The organism is Achromobacter sp. 1014246743, assembly GCF_059760725.1.
Genome location: NZ_JCBANA010000033.1, coordinates 25,205 through 42,730 on the forward strand (window position 1 = coordinate 25,205; position 17,526 = coordinate 42,730).

Sequence of the window (17,526 nt, forward strand, 5' to 3'; positions counted from 1 at the left end):
TCCCGAGTCTGGAAAGCGTGCCCTCCGATATGGCGGCCGACCCCGTGCCGCCCTCGCCCGCCCCCCCTGCGGCGGCCGATCCGCTGGCCGCCGCCCTGCGTACCCCGCCCACCGCCAGCCGCGCGCTCACGTTCTGGACCTGGGCGATCTATCTCGGTCTGTGGTTGATGGCGATCAGCGTGCGGCGAGATTCACCCACCCTGGATACCGGCACGGCGTCGACCCTCGGCTACGGCATTGGCGCGGCCCTCGCGCTGGCGATTCCGCCCGCCGTGGCGATACTGGTGCTGTCGCTCTTCAAGCGGCTGCGCACGCCGCGCAACCGCACCCGCATCGCATTCGGCGTGGGGGTGGCGCTGCTGGGCACGTGCGTCACGCTGAGCGCCATCGGCGCCTACCAGCGCATGCAGAAAGACACCGCCTACGCCGAGATCCGCCATGCCGGCGAGCTGATGCGCACGGCCCTGTACGCAACCGACCATCCCACCGGCGACGTGCCGGACATCGACCCCACGCCCAAGGCTCGCGGCACCTATGGCCAGATCGAGCGCGGCGTGAAGATCATGCTGGGCCAGCGCCTGGCGCAGTACCGCGCCTACATGAAGGAACTGGAAGAGGTGCGACTGTCTGAACTGTTCATCGCCAACCGACTGGCGCGCGACCGCGGCCTGGTGGAAAGCCGGCTGATCCTTGAACAATCGCAGCGCATCGTGCAGAAATACAGCCAGCAGAACCAGAAGCTGCTGACCGACGTGCCCGTCATCATCCGCAGCCTGGACCTGACCGAACAGCAGAAGAACCAGATGATCGAAGGCGCGCTCAAGTCGCGCACGACCCAGCGGGCGACCCTGGCGCGCAACTGGGAAATCGAACGCCTGACGCTGGCCGAGTTCGAAAAGATGATCAACCTGCTCGACGACAACCGCCGGTCTTGGCGCGCCCAGCACGACGAAATCGTGTTCGACCAGGACGCGCTCTTGACGCGGTTTCAGGCGCACCAATTGACGGTGCGACGCCTGACCGACGAACGCACACGGCTGGAATTGCAGCAGTTCGACAACCTGACGTCGGACCTGCGCTGATGCCGGCGCTGCCCTGACGCGGATCCGGCGCCATGGCGGGACCCGCGTTATCGCCGATCCGCCACCCAGGCGCCGTTTCGCAGCGCCTACACCCGATCCAGCCCCTGCTTCAGGTCGGCCAGGATATCCGCAGCGGTTTCCAAGCCCACCGACAGCCGCAACAGCCCTTCCGACAAGCCGTATTTCTCGCGGTCTTCGGCCGTGTAGCTGGCGTGCGTCATCGACGCCGGATGCTGGATCAGCGTTTCGGGATCGCCCAGGCTCACGGCGATGCGCGCCAGTTTCAGGCTGTTGAGCAGACGCCGGCCGGCGGCCAGCCCGCCCTTGAGTTCAAACGCCACCAGGCCGCCGCCCGCCGCTTGCTGGCGTTGGGCGATGTCGGCCCCCGCGGTGCCGGCCAGGCCGGGATAGAACACGTCGGCCACGGCCGCGTGTTCACGCAGGAACTTGGCCACCTTCAAGGCCGATTCGCTGTGGCGTTCGACCCGCAGTTCCAGCGTCTTGATGCCGCGCAGCACCAGGAATGCCGTGAACGGCGACAGCGTCGCGCCGGTGAAGTAGCGCAAGCCTTGCAGCCGGATCGCGTCGATATGTTCCTTGCGCCCCACCACGGCGCCGGCCAGCAGGTCGCCATGGCCGCCCAGGTACTTGGTGGCCGAATGCAGCACGATGTCGGCGCCGTGCTCCAGCGGGCGCTGCAGCACCGGCGTGGCGAAGGTGTTGTCGACGATGGTCAGAAGCCCCTTGCCGCGTGCAATCGCCGACACGGCGGCAATGTCCACCAGCCGCAGGTTGGGGTTGGCCGGCGTTTCAAAGTAGACCGCGCGGGTCTTGGGGCCGATGGCGGCGGCGACCGTTTCCGGGCGGGTGAAGTCCGCGAACACGGCGCGGATGCCCAGGCGCGGCAGGCCCTGCGCGAACAGCGTGAAGGCGGTGCCATAGACGATCTGGTCCACCACGATCTCGTCGCCGCTTTGCAGCAGCGACAGCAGCGTGGCCGAAATGGCCGCCATGCCGGACGCCGTCACCACGCCGGCCTCGGCGCCTTCCAGCGACGCCAGCCGCTCTTCCAGCAGCGCCTGCGTCGGGTTGCGGGTGCGGCCATAGACGTAGCCGGCTTTATCGCCCAGGCGGATCTGGTCAAAGGCCTCGATGCTGTCCTGGGTGTAGGTGGACGTCAGGTACAGCGGCGGCGACAGCGCGCCCTGCTCATCCAGCGGCTCGTAGCCCAGGTGGATGGCGCGGGTAGCAAAACCGTGTTGGGGCGAATCGGACATGAGGGGACTCCAGGAAAAGTCAGGGGATGCGGACGGCGCGGCGCGCCCTCAACGCTTGTGGTCGGCGCGGCGCGACAGCCATTCGCCGGTGAATTGCACGATCGACACCAGCGCGATCAGGATCACGATCACTTCGAACATCACGCGGGTTTCATAGCGTTCGTAGCCGTAGCGGATGGCCAGGTCGCCCAGGCCGCCCGCGCCCACCGCGCCGGCCATGGCCGATGCGTTGATCATGGCAATGACGCTGACGGTCATGCCGCCGATGATGCCGGGCAGCGCCTCGGGCAGCAGCACGTGGCGCACGATGTGCCAGCGACGGCAGCCCATGGCGCGGGCGGCTTCCACCAGTCCGTGGTCGACGTCGTTCAGGCTGACCTGGGCGATGCGCGCAAAGAACGGCACCAGGTTGGCCGATAACGGCACGATCGCGGCCCAGGTGCCCAGCGTGGTGCCCACCAGCATCCGCGTGAACGGCAGCATCGCCACCAGCAGGATGATGAAGGGAATGGCACGAAAGGTGTTCACCGTGACCGACAGCGCCTTGTTCAGGCGCGGCTTGGGGTACAGGTTGCCGGGCGCGGTCACCGTCAGCACCACGGCCAGCGTCAGGCCGGCGATGATGGCGATGGCGGCGGAAATGCCCACCATCGTCAGCGTCTGCAGGAAGGCCTGCAGGTATTTATCAAGCATTGGCAGCGACATATCCCAGCACCTTGATCTGATCGGCCACCAGCGCGGCGCGCGCGGCCTCTTCCTGTAGAACGGCGGCGGGCACCGACACCAGCAGGCTGCCCTGCGCATGGCCGCGCAGCCGGTCCAGCCCGCCATGCAGCAGCGTCGCGCCCGGCCCCAGCGCTGCCAGCGCTTGCAGCGACACGCCTTCGGGGCGGCCCTGGCCGGTGAAGCGCAGGCGCAATACGGCCACGCCCGGCCGGCCGTCCAGGCCTTGCAGGTCGGGCACCAGCCGCGCCGCCAGGTCCGCCGGCAGGTCGTGCTGCAAGGGCCGCAGCAAGGCGCGCGTGGCGTCGGCCTGCGGATCGCCGAACACGCGCCAGACCTCGCCGTGTTCGACCTTGCGGCCGCCGTCCAGCACCAGCACCTTGTGGCAGACTTCGCGGATCACGGCCATGTCGTGGGTGATCAGCACCACCGTCAGGCCCAGCTTGCGGTTGATGTCCTGCAGCAGCGCCAGGATGGACTGGGTAGTCTCCGGGTCCAGCGCGGACGTGGCTTCGTCGCACAGCAGGATTTCGGGGTTATGCACCAGCGCCCGGGCGATGCCCACGCGCTGCTTCTGGCCGCCCGACAGCTTGGCCGGATAGGTATCCGCCTTGTCGCGCAGCCCGACCAGGTCCAGCAGCGCGTCGACCCGCACCCGCGCCGCGGCCGGCTTCACGCCCGCCACGCGCAGCGGCAAAGCCACGTTTTGCGCCACGGTCTTGGCCGACAGCAGGTTGAAGTGCTGGAAGATCATGCCGATGCGGCGGCGCAGGCCCACCAGCGCGTCCTCGTCCAGGCTGCCGACGTCCACGCCGTCCACCCGCACCCGGCCGGCGCTGGGCCGCTCAAGCATGTTGATGGACCGCAGCAGCGTCGACTTGCCCGCGCCGCTGCGCCCGATGATGCCGAAGACCTCGCCGCGCGAGATAGAAAACGAAATGTCCGACAGCGCTGCCACCGGGCCCTGCGGGCCGGGATAGTGCTTCTGCAGGCCTTCGAAGACGATGTGCGCATCCTGCGCCGCGCCGGCCTCGGCCTGCGCGGCTTCGTGCGGCAGGGAAAACTCGTGTTGGATCATGACGCGCCTAGAAGACCGGAATCACCGAGCCTTCGTACTTGCTCAGGATGAACTGGCGCACTTCCTCCGAGTGGTAGGCCTTGACCAGCTCCGGCACCCAGGGCGCGTTCCTGTCCTTTTCGCGCACGGCGATGATGTTCACGTACGGGTTGTTTTCTTTCTTCTCGACCGCGATGCCGTCGCGAGTGGCGATCAGCCCGGCCTGATAGGCAAAGCTGTTGACGATGGCGGCGGTGTCAACATCCGGCAGCGAACGGGCAAGCACCACCGAGGCGCTTTCCACGAAGTCCAGCTTTTTGGGGTTGGACGTCACGTCCGCCAGCGTGGCGGTGCCCGTGGCCGGATCGAAGCCGTCGCGCAGCGTGATCAGGCCGTTGTCGCGCAGGATCACCAGCGCGCGGGTCTGGTTGCTGGGGTCGTTGGGAATGCCGACCTTGGCGCCGTTGGGCAGGTCTTTCAGCGACTTGTACTTCCTGGAATAGAACGCGATGGGCGAGATCAGCGTGTTGGCCACCGACACCAGCTTGTAGCCGCGCTGCTTGATCTGGTCGTTCAGGAAGGGAATGTGCTGGAAGGCATTGGCGTCCAGGTCACCGTTGTTCAGCGCCTCGTTGGGGCTGGCGGTGCCGGTGATGACGACGGGTTCGACGGCCAGGCCGTTCTTCTTGGCGACCTGCGCCACGACTTCCCAGATCTGCTCGTCGACGCCGCCGCGCACGCCCACCTTCAACGGCTTGGGATCGGCCGAGAATGCCGGTCCGTGGAACATCGCCGCAGCGGCCAGCACGGCGCCAAAGAAGCCCTTGATGAGCGTGCCCGTGCGGGCGGAGAAAGTACGGGGAGTCATATGGAAATCGCCTCTAAGTCAAGCCGGTTATGAGAGAGACGATTCTAGGGATGGCCCCTGCGCGCACGAACGAATAGTTGGTTGAGTCCTTATTACAGGGGTGTTTGGTTATGTGGCGGGCGCATATGACGGCACGGTGATTGGCCGGAACCGCTTGGGGCGGACGGGCGCAGAGTCCCGGTCCGCCAACCTGGCCTTCAGAACGGCTTGACGACCACCAGCGTCACGATCACCGCAGCCGCAATGACGGTGAACGGCGCATACAGGTCAACCAAGGGCGGGCGCTTGGCGCCGCCCAGGGCCAGGCGGCGCAGCGCGGCGCTCTGGATGCCGAGCAGCGCCGACAGTGCCAGCGCCACGCCGGCCTTGATCCACAGCCAGTCCATGGCGAACCAGCCGAAGGTCACGGCCAGGTGCAGGCCGATCAACCAGGCCAGCACCATGGCCGGCGTGGTCACGAACAGCGTCCAGCGGCGCAGCGCGCCCAGCATCTTGCGTTCCTTGGGCGCCTCGTCGCTGTCGGGCGGCTGCGACGACAACAGGAACAGGGACACGAACAACGAGCCGCCCAGCCATGCGACCACGGCGGCGACATGCAGCATTTTCAGAAGTTGATAGGTCATGCGCGGCATTATCGCCGGAGGGCGGACGGATGCGGGGCGGTATTGCGGCCCGGGTTTGCGCTGGGGCAAACGGGATGACGCCGTGGCGACCAGGCGGCCTGCGGATGACGCCGTCGCGGCGGTCCGGGCCGCCGGCCCGGGAAATTACTTGGCGGCGTCGGTCGCCGGCGGCGTGGCGGGGGTCGCGGCAGCGGGCGCGGCGGGCATGACGCCCGTGGGCGCAGCGGGGGTGGCGGCAGCCGCAGCGGGCGCCGGCGCGGACGTCGGGGCCGCCGAATCCGTCTTCGGCGCCGGGCTGGCCGGCGCGGTGGACGCCCCGGTAGCGTTGGCTGGCGCCGCGGCAGGCTGCCCCCGGGCCGGCTCGGGCGCCGGCTTGTCGCCGGCCGCCGACGCACCGCTGGCCGTGGAGGGATTCAGCGTATCGGCCGGCGCGTCCGGCGTGGTCACGGGATCCGCGGGCGGCTTGGGCGCGGCGGCCTTGCCGCGGCCAGGCGGCGGCACATGGGGCGCGGCGGCGGCCTGCGCGTCCGGCAGGAAGCGCTGCAGCAGCTGGAAGAAACCTTCATAGAACGCCGGCCGCGACACGGTCTGGCTGGCCGTCTTGACCAGCGAATCGTCGCTGGCGCCGAACGGCATCGACACCTGCCCCAGCACGCTCACGCCCACGCTGGCCGAGCTGGAGGTGCGTTTGATGGAATAGCGGTCCTGCACGGCGTTGGCGAACACGGTGGCGCGCTCGTTGGCGGCGCCATCGGATGCGCAATCGATGTTGAAGCTGATCTGCGTATGCTGGCCGTCGTCGCCCTGGAAGTTCTTGTGCCCGGTGACGCGCGACCCTTCGAACTTGTCGATGTTGTAGCCCTGGCTGAGCAAGGCCCGCCGTCCGGCGTCGCACGCCGTGGTGCTGCCCGCCGGGAACGTCCGGGAATAGGTGTCGTTCTGGGCGAAGTCTTCTTTTTCGAAAGCGGCTTTGGGAGCGGCGCATCCCGTGAGGACGGCTGCCAGGGCAGCGCACAACGGAAGGGCAAGACGAGGGGTGACGCGGGGCATGAAAAAATCCGGCTGGGGGGCGACGAGAGGATTATCTGCCAAGGGCAGGACGTCCAGCGCCCGCGCGAGCCTGCGCAGTGATGGGTTGAAACAGCTTTATAGCGCATATGGGGCCGGAATGCCTGTTGCCTGCGGGCACATGCCGTAACGCTTGCGTGTCAAGGCGTAGCCCGCGCCGGCAAGGGCGTCGCGCCGCCCGGGGCGCCGCCCGGGTCCGCCAGGGCCTCTTCCCGCACCAGACTGCGCCGATAGTTGCCGCAACCCACGGCCAACAGGCCGATGCACAGCAGCGTGGCCACGCCGATCAACAGCGACATCGAATGCCCTACCGCCGCCGGCAGCTTGAACAGGCGATCCGTCAGCAACGCCACCGCAGTCGTGCCCGCCCCCAGGCCGATCAGGTTCGATATCAACAGGAACAGGGCCGATATCTGCGCCCGCAACTGGTTGGGCGGCAGGATCTGCATCGCGGCGGTGGACGTGGGCATGGGAAACGAGGCGAAGAACATCGCCGGCAGCAGCAGCCCCACCGACAGCCACAGGCCGTCGACCTGGGTAAACGCCACGGCCGGCACGGCCATGCCGACGGCGCCGATGACCCCGGCGCGCAGCGGCGCATCGCTGTAGCCGCGCCTGGCCAGCCAGTCCATCAACCAGCCGCCGCAGAACACGCCGGCCGTATTGGCCACCAGCACCACCACGCCCAGCATGTAGCCCACGTCCACCGGCGACAGGCCGAACTTGCGCATGTAGAAGGCCGGCGTCCAGCCCAGCAGGCAGAACAGGATCATGGCGTAGAACGAAAACCCCAGGTAGTGGCAGAAGAACGTGCCGCGATGGCGCCCCAGGAAACGCAAGGTCTCGCCCACCGACGGCTTTTGCGCCAGGCCGGCGGCATCGCGACGCACCCCGCGGCGCTGCGGATCGCGCACGGTCAGCAGAATCAGCAGCGCCACCAGCAACCCGGGCAAGCCGACGATGAAGAATGTCACCTGCCAGGGTCGCAGCGCGCCCAGCAGCGGCACGGCCACGCTGTCCACGCTCTTGAGCAGGTTGATGACGTAGCCGCCAATCAGGAAAGCCATGCCGCCGCCGATGAACGAGCCGATGGAATAGATGCCCACCGCGCGGCCCAGCTTGTGTCGCGGGAACATGTCGCTCAGCATCGAATAGGTGGCGGGCGACAGCGCGGCCTCGCCCACGCCCACCCCGATGCGCGCCAGGAACATCTGCGCGAAACTGCGCGACAGGCCGCAGGCGGCCGTGGCCAGGCTCCAGAATGCCACCCCGATGGCGATGATGCGGGGCCGCGAATAGCGGTCGGCCAGCAGCGCGATGGGGATGCCCATGAAGGCATAGAACAGCGAAAACGCCAGCCCGTGCAGCAGGCTGAACTGCGTGTCCGATAGCTGCAGATCGTGCTTGATGGGCTCGATCATCAGGGCCAGGATCTGCCTGTCGACGAACGAAAATATGTACGCTAGCATGCAGATCAGGACGACATACCACTCGTAGGCATAGCTGGTCCTGGCCGCGTCGTTTCGGGGGTCGCCCATCATGTTTTTCCCTTGTATCGCAACGGGATCGCGCCGGCCCCGCCAGCGTGGCGGCTGCGTCCCCTTGTCTGGTTCGCCAATCAGGGCCTGCGTGGCAGGCCCCAATGGCTGCATCTTTTGTAGGCCTTTGCGCCAGCCGGCTCTATACCGGGCGCGCAACGGCTATTCCCGGGGCGCAGGAAAGCATGTTCCAAGACACCTATCCGTTGCAACGCCACTGCCTGCTCAATTCGGGCAATGTCTCTGAAATCACGGACCAGGTCAGCCAGCACCTGTGGTCGCACCGCATGTGCGTGGCGCCGGGCGAGCCGATGCGCTCGCGCCTGTACGGCGTGTTCTTCGGCAGCGCCGCACTGTTCGACCTGCACTACGGCGCCGACGTGGAAATCGATGCCGGCGACATCGCCCGCTACTACCTGGTGCGCGTCACGCTGCAAGGCGCCGGGCTGGTCACGCTGGGCAAGCGCAGCGCCCCCTTGCGCGAAGGCAGCCTGACCATCTCGTCGCCGTCCGAACGCAGCATCATCCGCATCGGCCAGGACTGCCGCAGCCTGATCCTGCGCATCGAACGCCAGGCCCTGGAACGCCACCTGCAGCAGCTGCTGGACCGCCCGGTCAAGCAGCCCCTGGTGTTCGACCTGGAAGCCGCCCCGGGCTCGGCCGGTCTGGCGGCCGTCCAGGAAACGCTGGACTACCTGTGCCGCCTGTACCGCCACCCCGCGATCGAAGGCGTGACGCAGACGCTGGCGGCGGGCTTTTCCGACTACCTGGTGTCGTTGCTGCTGACCCAGCTGCCGCACAACTATTCCGACGCGCTGCGCGCCGACCGCCGCCAGCCGCTGCCGCAGCACGTGCGCCGCGCCCGCGACTACATCGAAGAACACATCGACGCGCCCATCGCCCTGACCGACCTGGCGGCGCATTGCGGCGTGTCCATCCGCACGTTGCAGAACGGCTTCACCCAATTCCTCAAGCAAAGCCCCAGCGACTACCTGCGCAACCGCCGGCTGGCGCTGGCGCACGCCGCGCTGGAGCAAGCGCGGGACGGCGACAGCGTCACCGACATCCTCTTGCGCTGCGGCGTCACCAGCTTCGGCCACTTCGCCACGCATTACCGCAAGCGGTATGGCTGCCTGCCGTCCGACACGCTCAGGCAGCGGCGCGCCTGTACGCCCTGAGCCACGGCGATTGCGCCGGGATCAACGCGTGAAGGCCCCCTCGCGGCCGCCTTCATGCCACGCTTGCGCCCCGCCCGCATTTGCTTGCCGATTCGGAATCCCGCCTGCGCATTCGGCGCAGCCCGCGCCTGGCCCCGCCGCTAGGATCAAAGCCTCTATCGAAGGAGCTTGATCATGCGCATCGGCGTAATTGGCGGCGGCCACGGCTGCTACGCGGCGGCAGCCGACCTGGTGGAAAAAGGGCATCGCGTGCGGCTGTGGCGCCGGGACGGCGCCGCGTTCGACCGCCTGCGCCAGGCGGGCGCCCTGACGGTGACCGACTACCGCGGCACACGCCGCATCCCGCTGGGCGACGGCCCCGGCCAACTGGAGCTGGCTTCCGATCTGGTCGCCGCCACCGACGGCGCGCAACTGTTGGTGATTCCGCTGCCGGCCACGTCCCACGCCGCGCTGGCGCCACACCTGGCCCCCCATCTGCAAGACGGCCAGGTCGTGTTCCTGCCGCCCGGCACCTTCGGCAGCCTGCTGTTTGCCCGCGCCCTGAAAGACGCCGGCAACCCGGCCGAGGTGGCCTTCGCCGAAACCGGCACCCTGCCCTACCTGGCGCGCAAACATGGCGACCGCGTCGTCATCAGTGCCTACGCCACGCGCCTGCCCACCGGCGTCTTTCCCGGCCGCCTGTCCGGCCCGGCCCTGGAAGTGCTGGCGCAGGCCTACCCCAGCATCGAACCGATCGAAGACGCCCTGTCCGGCGCGTTGATGAACGCCGGGCCGGTGATCCATCCGCCGCTGATCCTGATGAACGCCGGTCCGCTGGAACACTTCGACACGTGGGACATCCACAATGAAGGCACGCAGCCGTCCATCCGCCGCGTGACCGACGCGCTGGACGCCGAACGCATCGCCGTCCGGACGGCGCTGGGCTATGCCGCGCCGCACTTTCCGCTGGCCGACCACTACGCCGCCGAGGGCGATGAATGGATGTACGGCCGCGGCGCCCATGGCAAGCTGACCGACAGCGGCGACTGGCGCGAGAACATCGACCTGGCCGGCCACCGCTACATGCTGGAAGACACGCAGCTGGGCCTGTCCTTCCTGGTGTCGACGGGCCGCTGGGCCGGCGTGCCCACGCCGGTGGCGCAGGGCCTGCTCAGCGTGGCCTCGGCCGTGACCGGCCGCGACCTGTACGCCGAAGGCCGCACGCTGGAAGCCCTGGGCCTGCACGGCCTGTCGCGCAGCGCCATGGCCGAACTGCTGGCGCAAGGGGTCTGACCATGGACCAAACCTTGTGCGTGGTCGGCCCCGGCCGCATGGGCATCGGCATCACGCTGTCGTACATCCATGCCGGATTGCCCGTCACCCTCATCGACATCAAGCCGCGCGAACACGGCGAACAGGCCGAGTACGTCGCCCGCGTGCTGGGCGAGCTGCGGCGCGAACTGGCCACGCTGACGCGATTGGGCCTGCTGGATGCGGCCCAGGCCGACGTCGCGCTGGGCCGCGTGCGCCTGACCACGCGCGAGGACGCCCGCGCGGACCTGGCCCGCGCCCGGGTCGTGTTCGAAGCCGTGCCCGAGCGCCTGGACGTCAAGCGCGACACCTTCGCCTGGCTGGGCCGCGCCTGCGCGCCGGACAGCGTCATTGCGTCCACCACGTCCACCTTCCTGGTCACCGAGCTGGCCGAACAGGTGCACGGCCCCGCCCGCTTCCTGAACGCGCACTGGCTCAACCCGGCGTATCTCATTCCGCTGGTGGAAGTGAGCCGCGGCCCGCAGACGTCGGAAGCGGCGTTGCAAGCGCTGCTGGCCGTGCTGCGGCTGGCGGGCAAGACACCGGTGCAGTGCGCGCCGGCGGCCGGCTACATCGTGCCGCGCATCCAGGCCCTGGCCATGAACGAGGCGGCCCGCATGGTCGAGGAAGGCGTGGCCAGCGCCGCAGACATCGACACGGCCGTGCGGCTGGGCTTCGGCCTGCGTTTCTCGGTGCTGGGCCTGCTGGAATTCATCGACTGGGGCGGCGGCGACATCCTGCATTACGCGTCCCGCTATCTGGCGGACGCCATCGACCCACGCTTTGCCGCGCCGGACATCATCGCGCGCAACATGGCCGCAGGCCGCAACGGCCTGCGCGACGGCCAGGGCTTCTACGACTACGCCGGCATGGACGTGGACGCCTACAAGCTGCGGCGGCTGGGAGAACTGTGCGAACGGCTGCGCATCATGGGGCTGCTGCCGCGCCATGACGGGGCCAAGGCGGCAGGCCAGGCCTGAGCCCCGTCAGGCCGCCAACGTCTCCTCCACCCGCACGCAACGTACCTCGTGTCCTGGCGCGATGGCGGTGATGGCGGGCACGGCGGCCAGGCAGGGCGGTGCCGCCAGCCGGCAGCGCGGCGCAAACGAACAGCCCGGCGGCAGGGCCGCCAGGTCTGGCGGCGATCCGGGTATGGTTTCCAGGCGCGTACCCTTTTGCATCGCGCCATGCGCACGGCCCTTGAGCAACGCCTGGGTGTAGGGATGACGCGGCGCGCGCAACAGGTCGGCAATCGTGCCCTGCTCCACGATGCGGCCGCCATACATGACCGCCACGCGGTCGGCAATCTCCGCGGCCGCGCCGATATCGTGCGTCACGAACACGATGGCCAAGCCCAATTCACGTTGCAGTTCGCGCAACAGCAGCAGTATCTGAATCTGCACCGTGGCGTCCAACGCGGTCGTCGGCTCGTCCGCCAGCAACACCTTGGGGTTGCAGGACAGCGCCAGCGCGATCATGGCGCGTTGCCGCATGCCGCCCGACATTTCGTGGGGATAGGCCTGCAGCCGGCGTTCGGGGCTGGGAATGCGCACGCGCTCGAACAGCGATAGCGCGCGCGCGTGGGCATGGGCGCGCCCTTGCCCCGAATGCCGCCGCACCATTTCTTCGATCTGGCGGCCCACCGGGTAGACGGGATCGAGCGCCAGCAGGGGCTCCTGAAACACCATCGACACGACCGGCCCGCGCATTGCCGCCAATTCGCGCGGGCTCATCGCAAGCACATCCTTGCCATCCACCCGCATTTCACCGGTGATGCGCGTGCGCCGCGGCGGATGCAGGCGCATCAACGCGCGCAAGGTCACGCTCTTTCCCGAGCCGGATTCGCCGATGAGCGCCACGGCTTCGCCGCGCCCCACGTCCAGGTTCACGCCATTCAAGGCATGCACGGTCTTGGCGCCGGCCTTGAAGGCCACGTCCAGGTCGCGGATACTGACCAGAGGCGTTGTCGTCATGCCAATGCTCCAGAGGCCTGATAGCCGGATTCGGGTTGATACATGAGGCAGCGCACGGCCTGCCCGTCATGCGCGGCCAGCACCGGCGCTTCCTGGGCACAGGCCGCGCGCGCCTGCGCGCAACGCGTGTGGAATCGGCAGCCTGGCGGCGGGTCGATGGGGTTGGGCGGATCCCCCGACAAGGGCGCCGTCTCGGTCCGCTGGCCGGGTTCCATGGACGGCATGGAACGCAGCAGCGCCTGCGTATAGGGGTGGCGCGGCGTGTCGAATACCTGATCCACCGGCCCCAGCTCCACGACTTCCCCCAGGTACATCACCATGACCCGATCCGAGATGTACCGCACGACATTCAGATCGTGGCTGATGAACATGTAGGTCAGGCCGAAGTCCGTTTTCAGGTCCAGCAGCAGATTCAGCACCTGCGCTTCCACGGATTTGTCCAGGGCCGAAACGGCTTCGTCCAGGATCACCAGGCGCGGATGCAGCGCCAGGGCGCGCGCGATGTTCACGCGCTGGCGCTGGCCCCCTGACAATTCATGCGGATAACGTCCGGCAAAGCGCTGCGCGTCCAGCCCCACCCTGCCCAGCAGCCCGCGCGCCACCCCGATCGCGTCGCGCCGGGGCATGCCGTGCACTTGCGGACCGAAAGCAATGGAGTCCTCGATGGTCATGCGCGGATTGAGCGAGGAATAGCTGTCCTGGAACACCATCTGGGTCTGCCGCCGGAACTCGCGCAGCGCGAGTCCGCGCGACCCCACTGTCACGCCGTCGAACACGAGTTCGCCACGGTCTTGCCGGGTCAACTGCATCACCAGGCGCGCCGTCGTGGATTTGCCGCAACCGGACTCGCCCACCACGCCCAGGGTTTCGCCTTTCTTCACGTCGAAGTCCACGCCGTCGACCGCGCGCACGGCGCTGCCGCCCTTGCGCCGCGACAACGGATCGCGCTTGAGCGGGAAGTGCTTCGTCAAGCCGCGCACGCTCAGCAGCGGTTGCGCGGGGCCGCCCACGTCCTCGTGCACCACGGGCAATACACCGGCAAGCGCATTCATTCCTTGACCTCCATGGCTGAGCGCAATCCGTCGGAGAACAGATTGAAGGACATGGACGTGATGAAGATCATCACGCCGGGCAGCGCCGCGACCCACGGCTGGGTATAGATGGCGGTACGCAAGGTATTGAGCATCAGGCCCCACTCCGGCTCCGGCGGCCGCACGCCCAGGCCCAGGAACGACAGGCCGGAGGCGAGGATCATCGACACCGATATCAGGCTGGTCGAATAGACGAAAATGGGTCCCAGCACATTGGACAGCACGTGGACGCGCACGATGGTGAAGCCGGACGCGCCGGACGCCCGCGCCGCATCGACATAGTCGCTGCGCCGAACCTGTGTCGTGACGCTTTCCGCCACGCGCACGATCTGCGGCACGAACACGATCGTCAGCGACAGGATCGCGTTGAAAATGCCGGCGCCCAACGTGCCGGACAATGCAATCGCCAGCAGCACGGAAGGAAACGCGTAGAACACGTCCACCACGCGCATGATGACGGTGTTGACCCAGCCTCCGGCGTAGCCGGCCAGAATGCCGATGCCGCTGCCGATGGCAAACGCGACGATGACCGGCACCACCCCCATGAACAGCGACAGACGCGCACCCAGCATCAGGCGCGACAGCATGTCCCGCCCCAATTCGTCGGCGCCCAGCGGATAGCCTTCGGTGCCGATGGGTCGCAGACGCTTGAGCATCGACGCCTGGAACGGGTCCGCGGGCGTGATCCACGGCGCCAGCAGTGCCATGACGACCAGCGCCAGGATGAGGATGCCGGCGCCCATCGCCACCGGATCGCGCCGCAGACGGCGCAGGGCGTTGGCCCAATAGCCGGGCGAACGCGCCACGGCGACTGTCCCGGGGGAACCGCTTGCAAGGGAAATGGCCATGTTTCTCAGCTCCTTTCGATGCGCGGATCGAACAGGCCTTGCAGAATGTCGACCGCCAGGTTCAGGACCACGAAGAACAGCGCCAGCACCAGGATCGTGCCCTGCAACAAGGGAAGGTCCCGTTGGAATATGGCGGCATTGAGCAGAAAGCCCGTGCCCGGCCACGAAAACACCGTCTCGATCAGGATGGATCCGCCCAGCAGATACCCAAGCTGCAGGCCCATCACGGCAAGCGCCGTCGGCGCGCAATTCTTGACCACATGCAGGAACACCCCCAGCTCCGTCAGGCCGCGCGCACGCAGGCCCACCACGAATTCCTGCGCCAGGGTTTCGGCGACCAGGGCGCGCACGGTGCGCGCGATGATGCCCATCGGAATGACGGACATGGTCACCGCAGGCAGGATCATGTGACGCAGATGGGCCCAATCGGCCGTCCACTCGCCCGAGCCGCCGGGCCCCGCACCGGTCGGCGGCAACCATGCCAGTTGCGCCGAGAACACGATGACCAGCACCATGCCCAGCCAGTAGTGCGGCACGCTGACGCCTATCACCGAGACGAACGAGGCAATGCGATCCAGCAAGGAATTGCGGTGATAGCCGCCGACAAACCCCAGGAATGCGCCCACGACGAAGCCCAGCATCGTCGCCACGCAGGCCAGGCGCAGCGTATTGCCCACGGCGTTGAACACTTCGGCCGCCACGGGTCGGCCGGAGGCGATCGAGGTGCCCAGGTCTCCGTGCAGCGCGCGCCACAGCCAGCCCGCGAACTGCTCGGGCAAGGGTCGGTCGAAGCCGTACAGCTGCATCAACTGCCGCTGCAGGTCGGCCGACGCGTCGGGCGGCAGGATGGACACCAGCGGATCGCCTGGCGCCAGGTGAATCAACAGGAAACAGAGCAGCGCGACCCCCGCCATGATGGGCAGGGCATACAGCACGCGCCGAAGTAGGTAGAACAGCATAGGCGGCACCCGCTCAGTGCGCCGAATGCCCTCCTCGCGGAGCGGCATCCGGCGCGTTCCAGGTCAGTCCATGGACATCGTGGCGATATCGATGAACCAGCTCTTGGGCTGGACGACGCCCTTGACCTTCGGCGAAATCGCGCGCGGGCCCACATCGTGAGCGATCCACACGAATGGCGCTTCTTCGACCACCCGCGCGTGCAGCCTGGCCAACGCCGCATCGCGTTCGGCCGGCACGAAGGTCGTGCGCGCGTCCTTGATCAGCCCGTCGATCTCGGCGTTGCCGAAGTAGCCCCAATTGTTGGAGGTGGGCGGAAAGGTCTTGGTGCTGACAAACCGCACGATGGCGAAGAACGGGTCCATGGCCGCGAAGCTGACGTTGATCGCATCGCTGCCGTTGGCGGATGGATCCTTCGCGCCCTTGCGCCAGTTGGTGAACAAGGTGTTCCACTCCACCACGTCGAAGCTCACGTCGAAATAGCAGTCCTTCAGGTTCTGCTGCACGAACTCGTTCATGGGCAACGGCTGCATCTGGCCGGAGCCCGAGGCCGATGTCTGCACCTTCACCTTGACGGGCCTGGCCTTGGAATAGCCGGCGTCGGCCATCAACTTGCGGGCCGCGTCCGGGTCATACTTGATGTCGAACTTGGGATTTCCCCACCAGGGATGGCCCGGGGGCACCGTGCCCTTGGGCTCTGCCATCATGCCGCCCAGCAATTGCTTGAGCTCGCCCCGGTTCACGCACAGGTTGGCGGCCTGGCGCACGCGCGGGTCCAGCCACGGCGAGCCCTCCTTGAACGACAGCTGCCATGGCCATACATGCGGCTGTTCATTGGAGTAGATGATGAACCCGCGGCTCTTGATTGCCTCGAAGGCGTCGGAAGCCGGCGCCTCGATCCAGTCCACCTGCCCCGACATCAGTGCGGCCGTGCGCGAATTGGCCTCGGGCAACGGCAACATCACCACGCGGTCGATCTTGGGCCGCCGCTTCTCGTCCCAGTACAGATCGTTCTTGACCACTTCCAGGCGCTCACGCGGCACGAACTTCGACATCTTGAATGGCCCCGTTCCCGAAGCGTCCGCGGCAAACGCCGCCCACGCCTTTTGCGACCGCTCGGCCGGGTCAGTCACCGACGCCGGCACCTCGGCCAGCTTCTTGTTCCATTGGGCCGGCGACGCCATGAACAGATTGGCCAGGTTGATGGGCAGGAAGGAATCGGGCTCGGACGTGGTCAGCTCCACCGTCAGGTCGTCGATCTTGCGCGCCGACACCAGCGTAGGCATGCGCGACGCCGTGACGCCGACCTGGCTGGGATCGAACTGCGGCGCCTGCTTGTCCAGTACCTTGCCCACGTTCCACACCACGGCGTCGGCATTGAAGGCTGACCCATCGTGGAACGTCACGCCCGGACGCAGCTTGAAGACCCACTTGGTCTTGTCCGCGGCATCCACGTCCCAGGACACGGCCAGGTCGGCGATCAGCACGCTGGGGCCGTCCTTCCTGGACAGGTCCCATTGCGTCAATCCGTCGTACATCGGAATGCCGGTAAAGCGGTTGCCCTCGAAACCCTGGTCGGGCTGGCCCAGGGTGCGGGGAATGTCGCCTGCGGTCATGCCGATGCGCAGGACTTTTTCGGCGTGGGCTGCGCGGGGTGCGATCCCGACGACACCCGCCAGGGCCAGGGCGGCGATCAGGACGTTGCTGCGGATACTTCGCGTCTGCATTGTGATTCTCCGAAGTCTTGAGGGGCATGAAGCCGTCATGAGGAACCAGCACCGGGCCCGCCCCGCGCAGGCCTGTCAGGCAGGTGCACAGTGCTGGTACACAATTTTTGTACAAGCAACTTCCATGCCATTGATCGCAGATTTGACGAAGTACAGGGGTAAATACGGAGTCCGCGCGGAAAATCCGCCCCCCGCGGGCAATATCGAGACGCCAGCCATCCGCCCG

At 67.5% G+C, this 17,526-nt stretch carries 16 protein-coding genes; 4 read left to right on the forward strand and 12 right to left on the reverse strand.

Annotated features, from left to right (window positions below; all coding sequences use genetic code 11):
* Window positions 1-17 precede the first annotated feature (17 nt).
* Window positions 18-1,082 carry a hypothetical protein gene (locus tag AC6LJ2_RS15430; protein ID WP_498151677.1) on the forward strand — a complete coding sequence of 355 codons (1,065 nt, stop codon included), beginning with the start codon at window positions 18-20 and terminating at the stop codon, window positions 1,080-1,082.
* Between the two features lie 86 nt (window positions 1,083-1,168).
* Here the strand turns inward: AC6LJ2_RS15430 and AC6LJ2_RS15435 are convergent, their stop codons facing one another.
* The 7 genes from AC6LJ2_RS15435 to AC6LJ2_RS15465 all read right to left on the reverse strand — a co-directional run bounded on the left by AC6LJ2_RS15435 (window position 1,169) and on the right by AC6LJ2_RS15465 (window position 8,239).
* Entirely contained in the window at window positions 1,169-2,359 is a 1,191-nt protein-coding gene (locus AC6LJ2_RS15435) for a trans-sulfuration enzyme family protein (RefSeq protein WP_498151678.1), read from the reverse strand.
* A gap of 48 nt (window positions 2,360-2,407) precedes the next feature.
* On the reverse strand, window positions 2,408-3,064 hold the full coding sequence (locus AC6LJ2_RS15440; RefSeq protein ID WP_263911145.1) for a methionine ABC transporter permease: 657 nt from the start codon (window positions 3,062-3,064) through the stop codon (window positions 2,408-2,410).
* Window positions 3,045-4,160, reverse strand: a complete 1,116-nt coding sequence (locus AC6LJ2_RS15445) for a methionine ABC transporter ATP-binding protein (RefSeq protein ID WP_445656948.1) — start codon at window positions 4,158-4,160, stop codon at window positions 3,045-3,047. The genes AC6LJ2_RS15440 and AC6LJ2_RS15445 overlap by 20 nt, the downstream gene beginning before the upstream one ends.
* Before the next feature lie 7 nt (window positions 4,161-4,167).
* Window positions 4,168-5,007 (reverse strand): MetQ/NlpA family ABC transporter substrate-binding protein, encoded by an 840-nt coding sequence (locus AC6LJ2_RS15450; RefSeq protein ID WP_445656949.1) that lies wholly within the window; start codon window positions 5,005-5,007, stop codon window positions 4,168-4,170.
* A gap of 197 nt (window positions 5,008-5,204) precedes the next feature.
* The gene (locus tag AC6LJ2_RS15455; protein ID WP_498151679.1) at window positions 5,205-5,630 is read right to left on the reverse strand and encodes a CopD family protein; all 426 of its coding nucleotides are present in this window, start codon (window positions 5,628-5,630) and stop codon (window positions 5,205-5,207) included.
* Between the two features lie 144 nt (window positions 5,631-5,774).
* Window positions 5,775-6,680, reverse strand: a complete 906-nt coding sequence (locus tag AC6LJ2_RS15460) for a DUF2242 domain-containing protein (RefSeq protein WP_498151680.1) — start codon at window positions 6,678-6,680, stop codon at window positions 5,775-5,777.
* Window positions 6,681-6,838: 158 nt separating this feature from the next.
* Window positions 6,839-8,239 (reverse strand): spinster family MFS transporter, encoded by a 1,401-nt coding sequence (locus AC6LJ2_RS15465; protein ID WP_498151681.1) that lies wholly within the window; start codon window positions 8,237-8,239, stop codon window positions 6,839-6,841.
* Between the two features lie 182 nt (window positions 8,240-8,421).
* Here AC6LJ2_RS15465 and AC6LJ2_RS15470 point away from each other — a divergent pair, with 182 nt between their 5' ends.
* The 3 genes from AC6LJ2_RS15470 (at window position 8,422) to AC6LJ2_RS15480 (ending at window position 11,684) form a co-directional block, all read left to right on the forward strand.
* Window positions 8,422-9,414, forward strand: coding sequence for an AraC-like ligand-binding domain-containing protein (locus tag AC6LJ2_RS15470; RefSeq protein ID WP_498151682.1), 993 nt, complete (start codon window positions 8,422-8,424; stop codon window positions 9,412-9,414).
* Between the two features lie 174 nt (window positions 9,415-9,588).
* Window positions 9,589-10,686: an NAD/NADP octopine/nopaline dehydrogenase family protein gene (locus tag AC6LJ2_RS15475; protein ID WP_498151683.1), complete on the forward strand. Its 1,098-nt coding sequence runs from the start codon at window positions 9,589-9,591 to the stop codon at window positions 10,684-10,686.
* A 2-nt stretch (window positions 10,687-10,688) separates the two neighbouring features.
* Window positions 10,689-11,684, forward strand: coding sequence for a 3-hydroxybutyryl-CoA dehydrogenase (locus AC6LJ2_RS15480; RefSeq protein WP_498151684.1), 996 nt, complete (start codon window positions 10,689-10,691; stop codon window positions 11,682-11,684).
* 6 nt (window positions 11,685-11,690) lie between these two features.
* On the opposite strand, the gene AC6LJ2_RS15485 is transcribed toward AC6LJ2_RS15480, so the two are convergent.
* From AC6LJ2_RS15485 to AC6LJ2_RS15505, 5 genes are all read right to left on the reverse strand, one after another.
* Window positions 11,691-12,677 carry an ABC transporter ATP-binding protein gene (locus AC6LJ2_RS15485; RefSeq protein ID WP_498151685.1) on the reverse strand — a complete coding sequence of 329 codons (987 nt, stop codon included), beginning with the start codon at window positions 12,675-12,677 and terminating at the stop codon, window positions 11,691-11,693.
* Window positions 12,674-13,729, reverse strand: a complete 1,056-nt coding sequence (locus tag AC6LJ2_RS15490; RefSeq protein ID WP_498151686.1) for an ABC transporter ATP-binding protein — start codon at window positions 13,727-13,729, stop codon at window positions 12,674-12,676. Before AC6LJ2_RS15490 ends, AC6LJ2_RS15485 begins: the two co-directional genes overlap by 4 nt.
* Window positions 13,726-14,616 carry an ABC transporter permease gene (locus tag AC6LJ2_RS15495; protein WP_498151687.1) on the reverse strand — a complete coding sequence of 297 codons (891 nt, stop codon included), beginning with the start codon at window positions 14,614-14,616 and terminating at the stop codon, window positions 13,726-13,728. Before AC6LJ2_RS15495 ends, AC6LJ2_RS15490 begins: the two co-directional genes overlap by 4 nt.
* A gap of 5 nt (window positions 14,617-14,621) precedes the next feature.
* A complete protein-coding gene (locus AC6LJ2_RS15500) occupies window positions 14,622-15,575 on the reverse strand; it encodes an ABC transporter permease subunit (protein WP_263911158.1) in 954 nt (317 codons plus the stop codon).
* Between the two features lie 63 nt (window positions 15,576-15,638).
* A complete protein-coding gene (locus AC6LJ2_RS15505) occupies window positions 15,639-17,300 on the reverse strand; it encodes an ABC transporter substrate-binding protein (RefSeq protein WP_263911160.1) in 1,662 nt (553 codons plus the stop codon).
* Window positions 17,301-17,526: the final 226 nt, after the last annotated feature.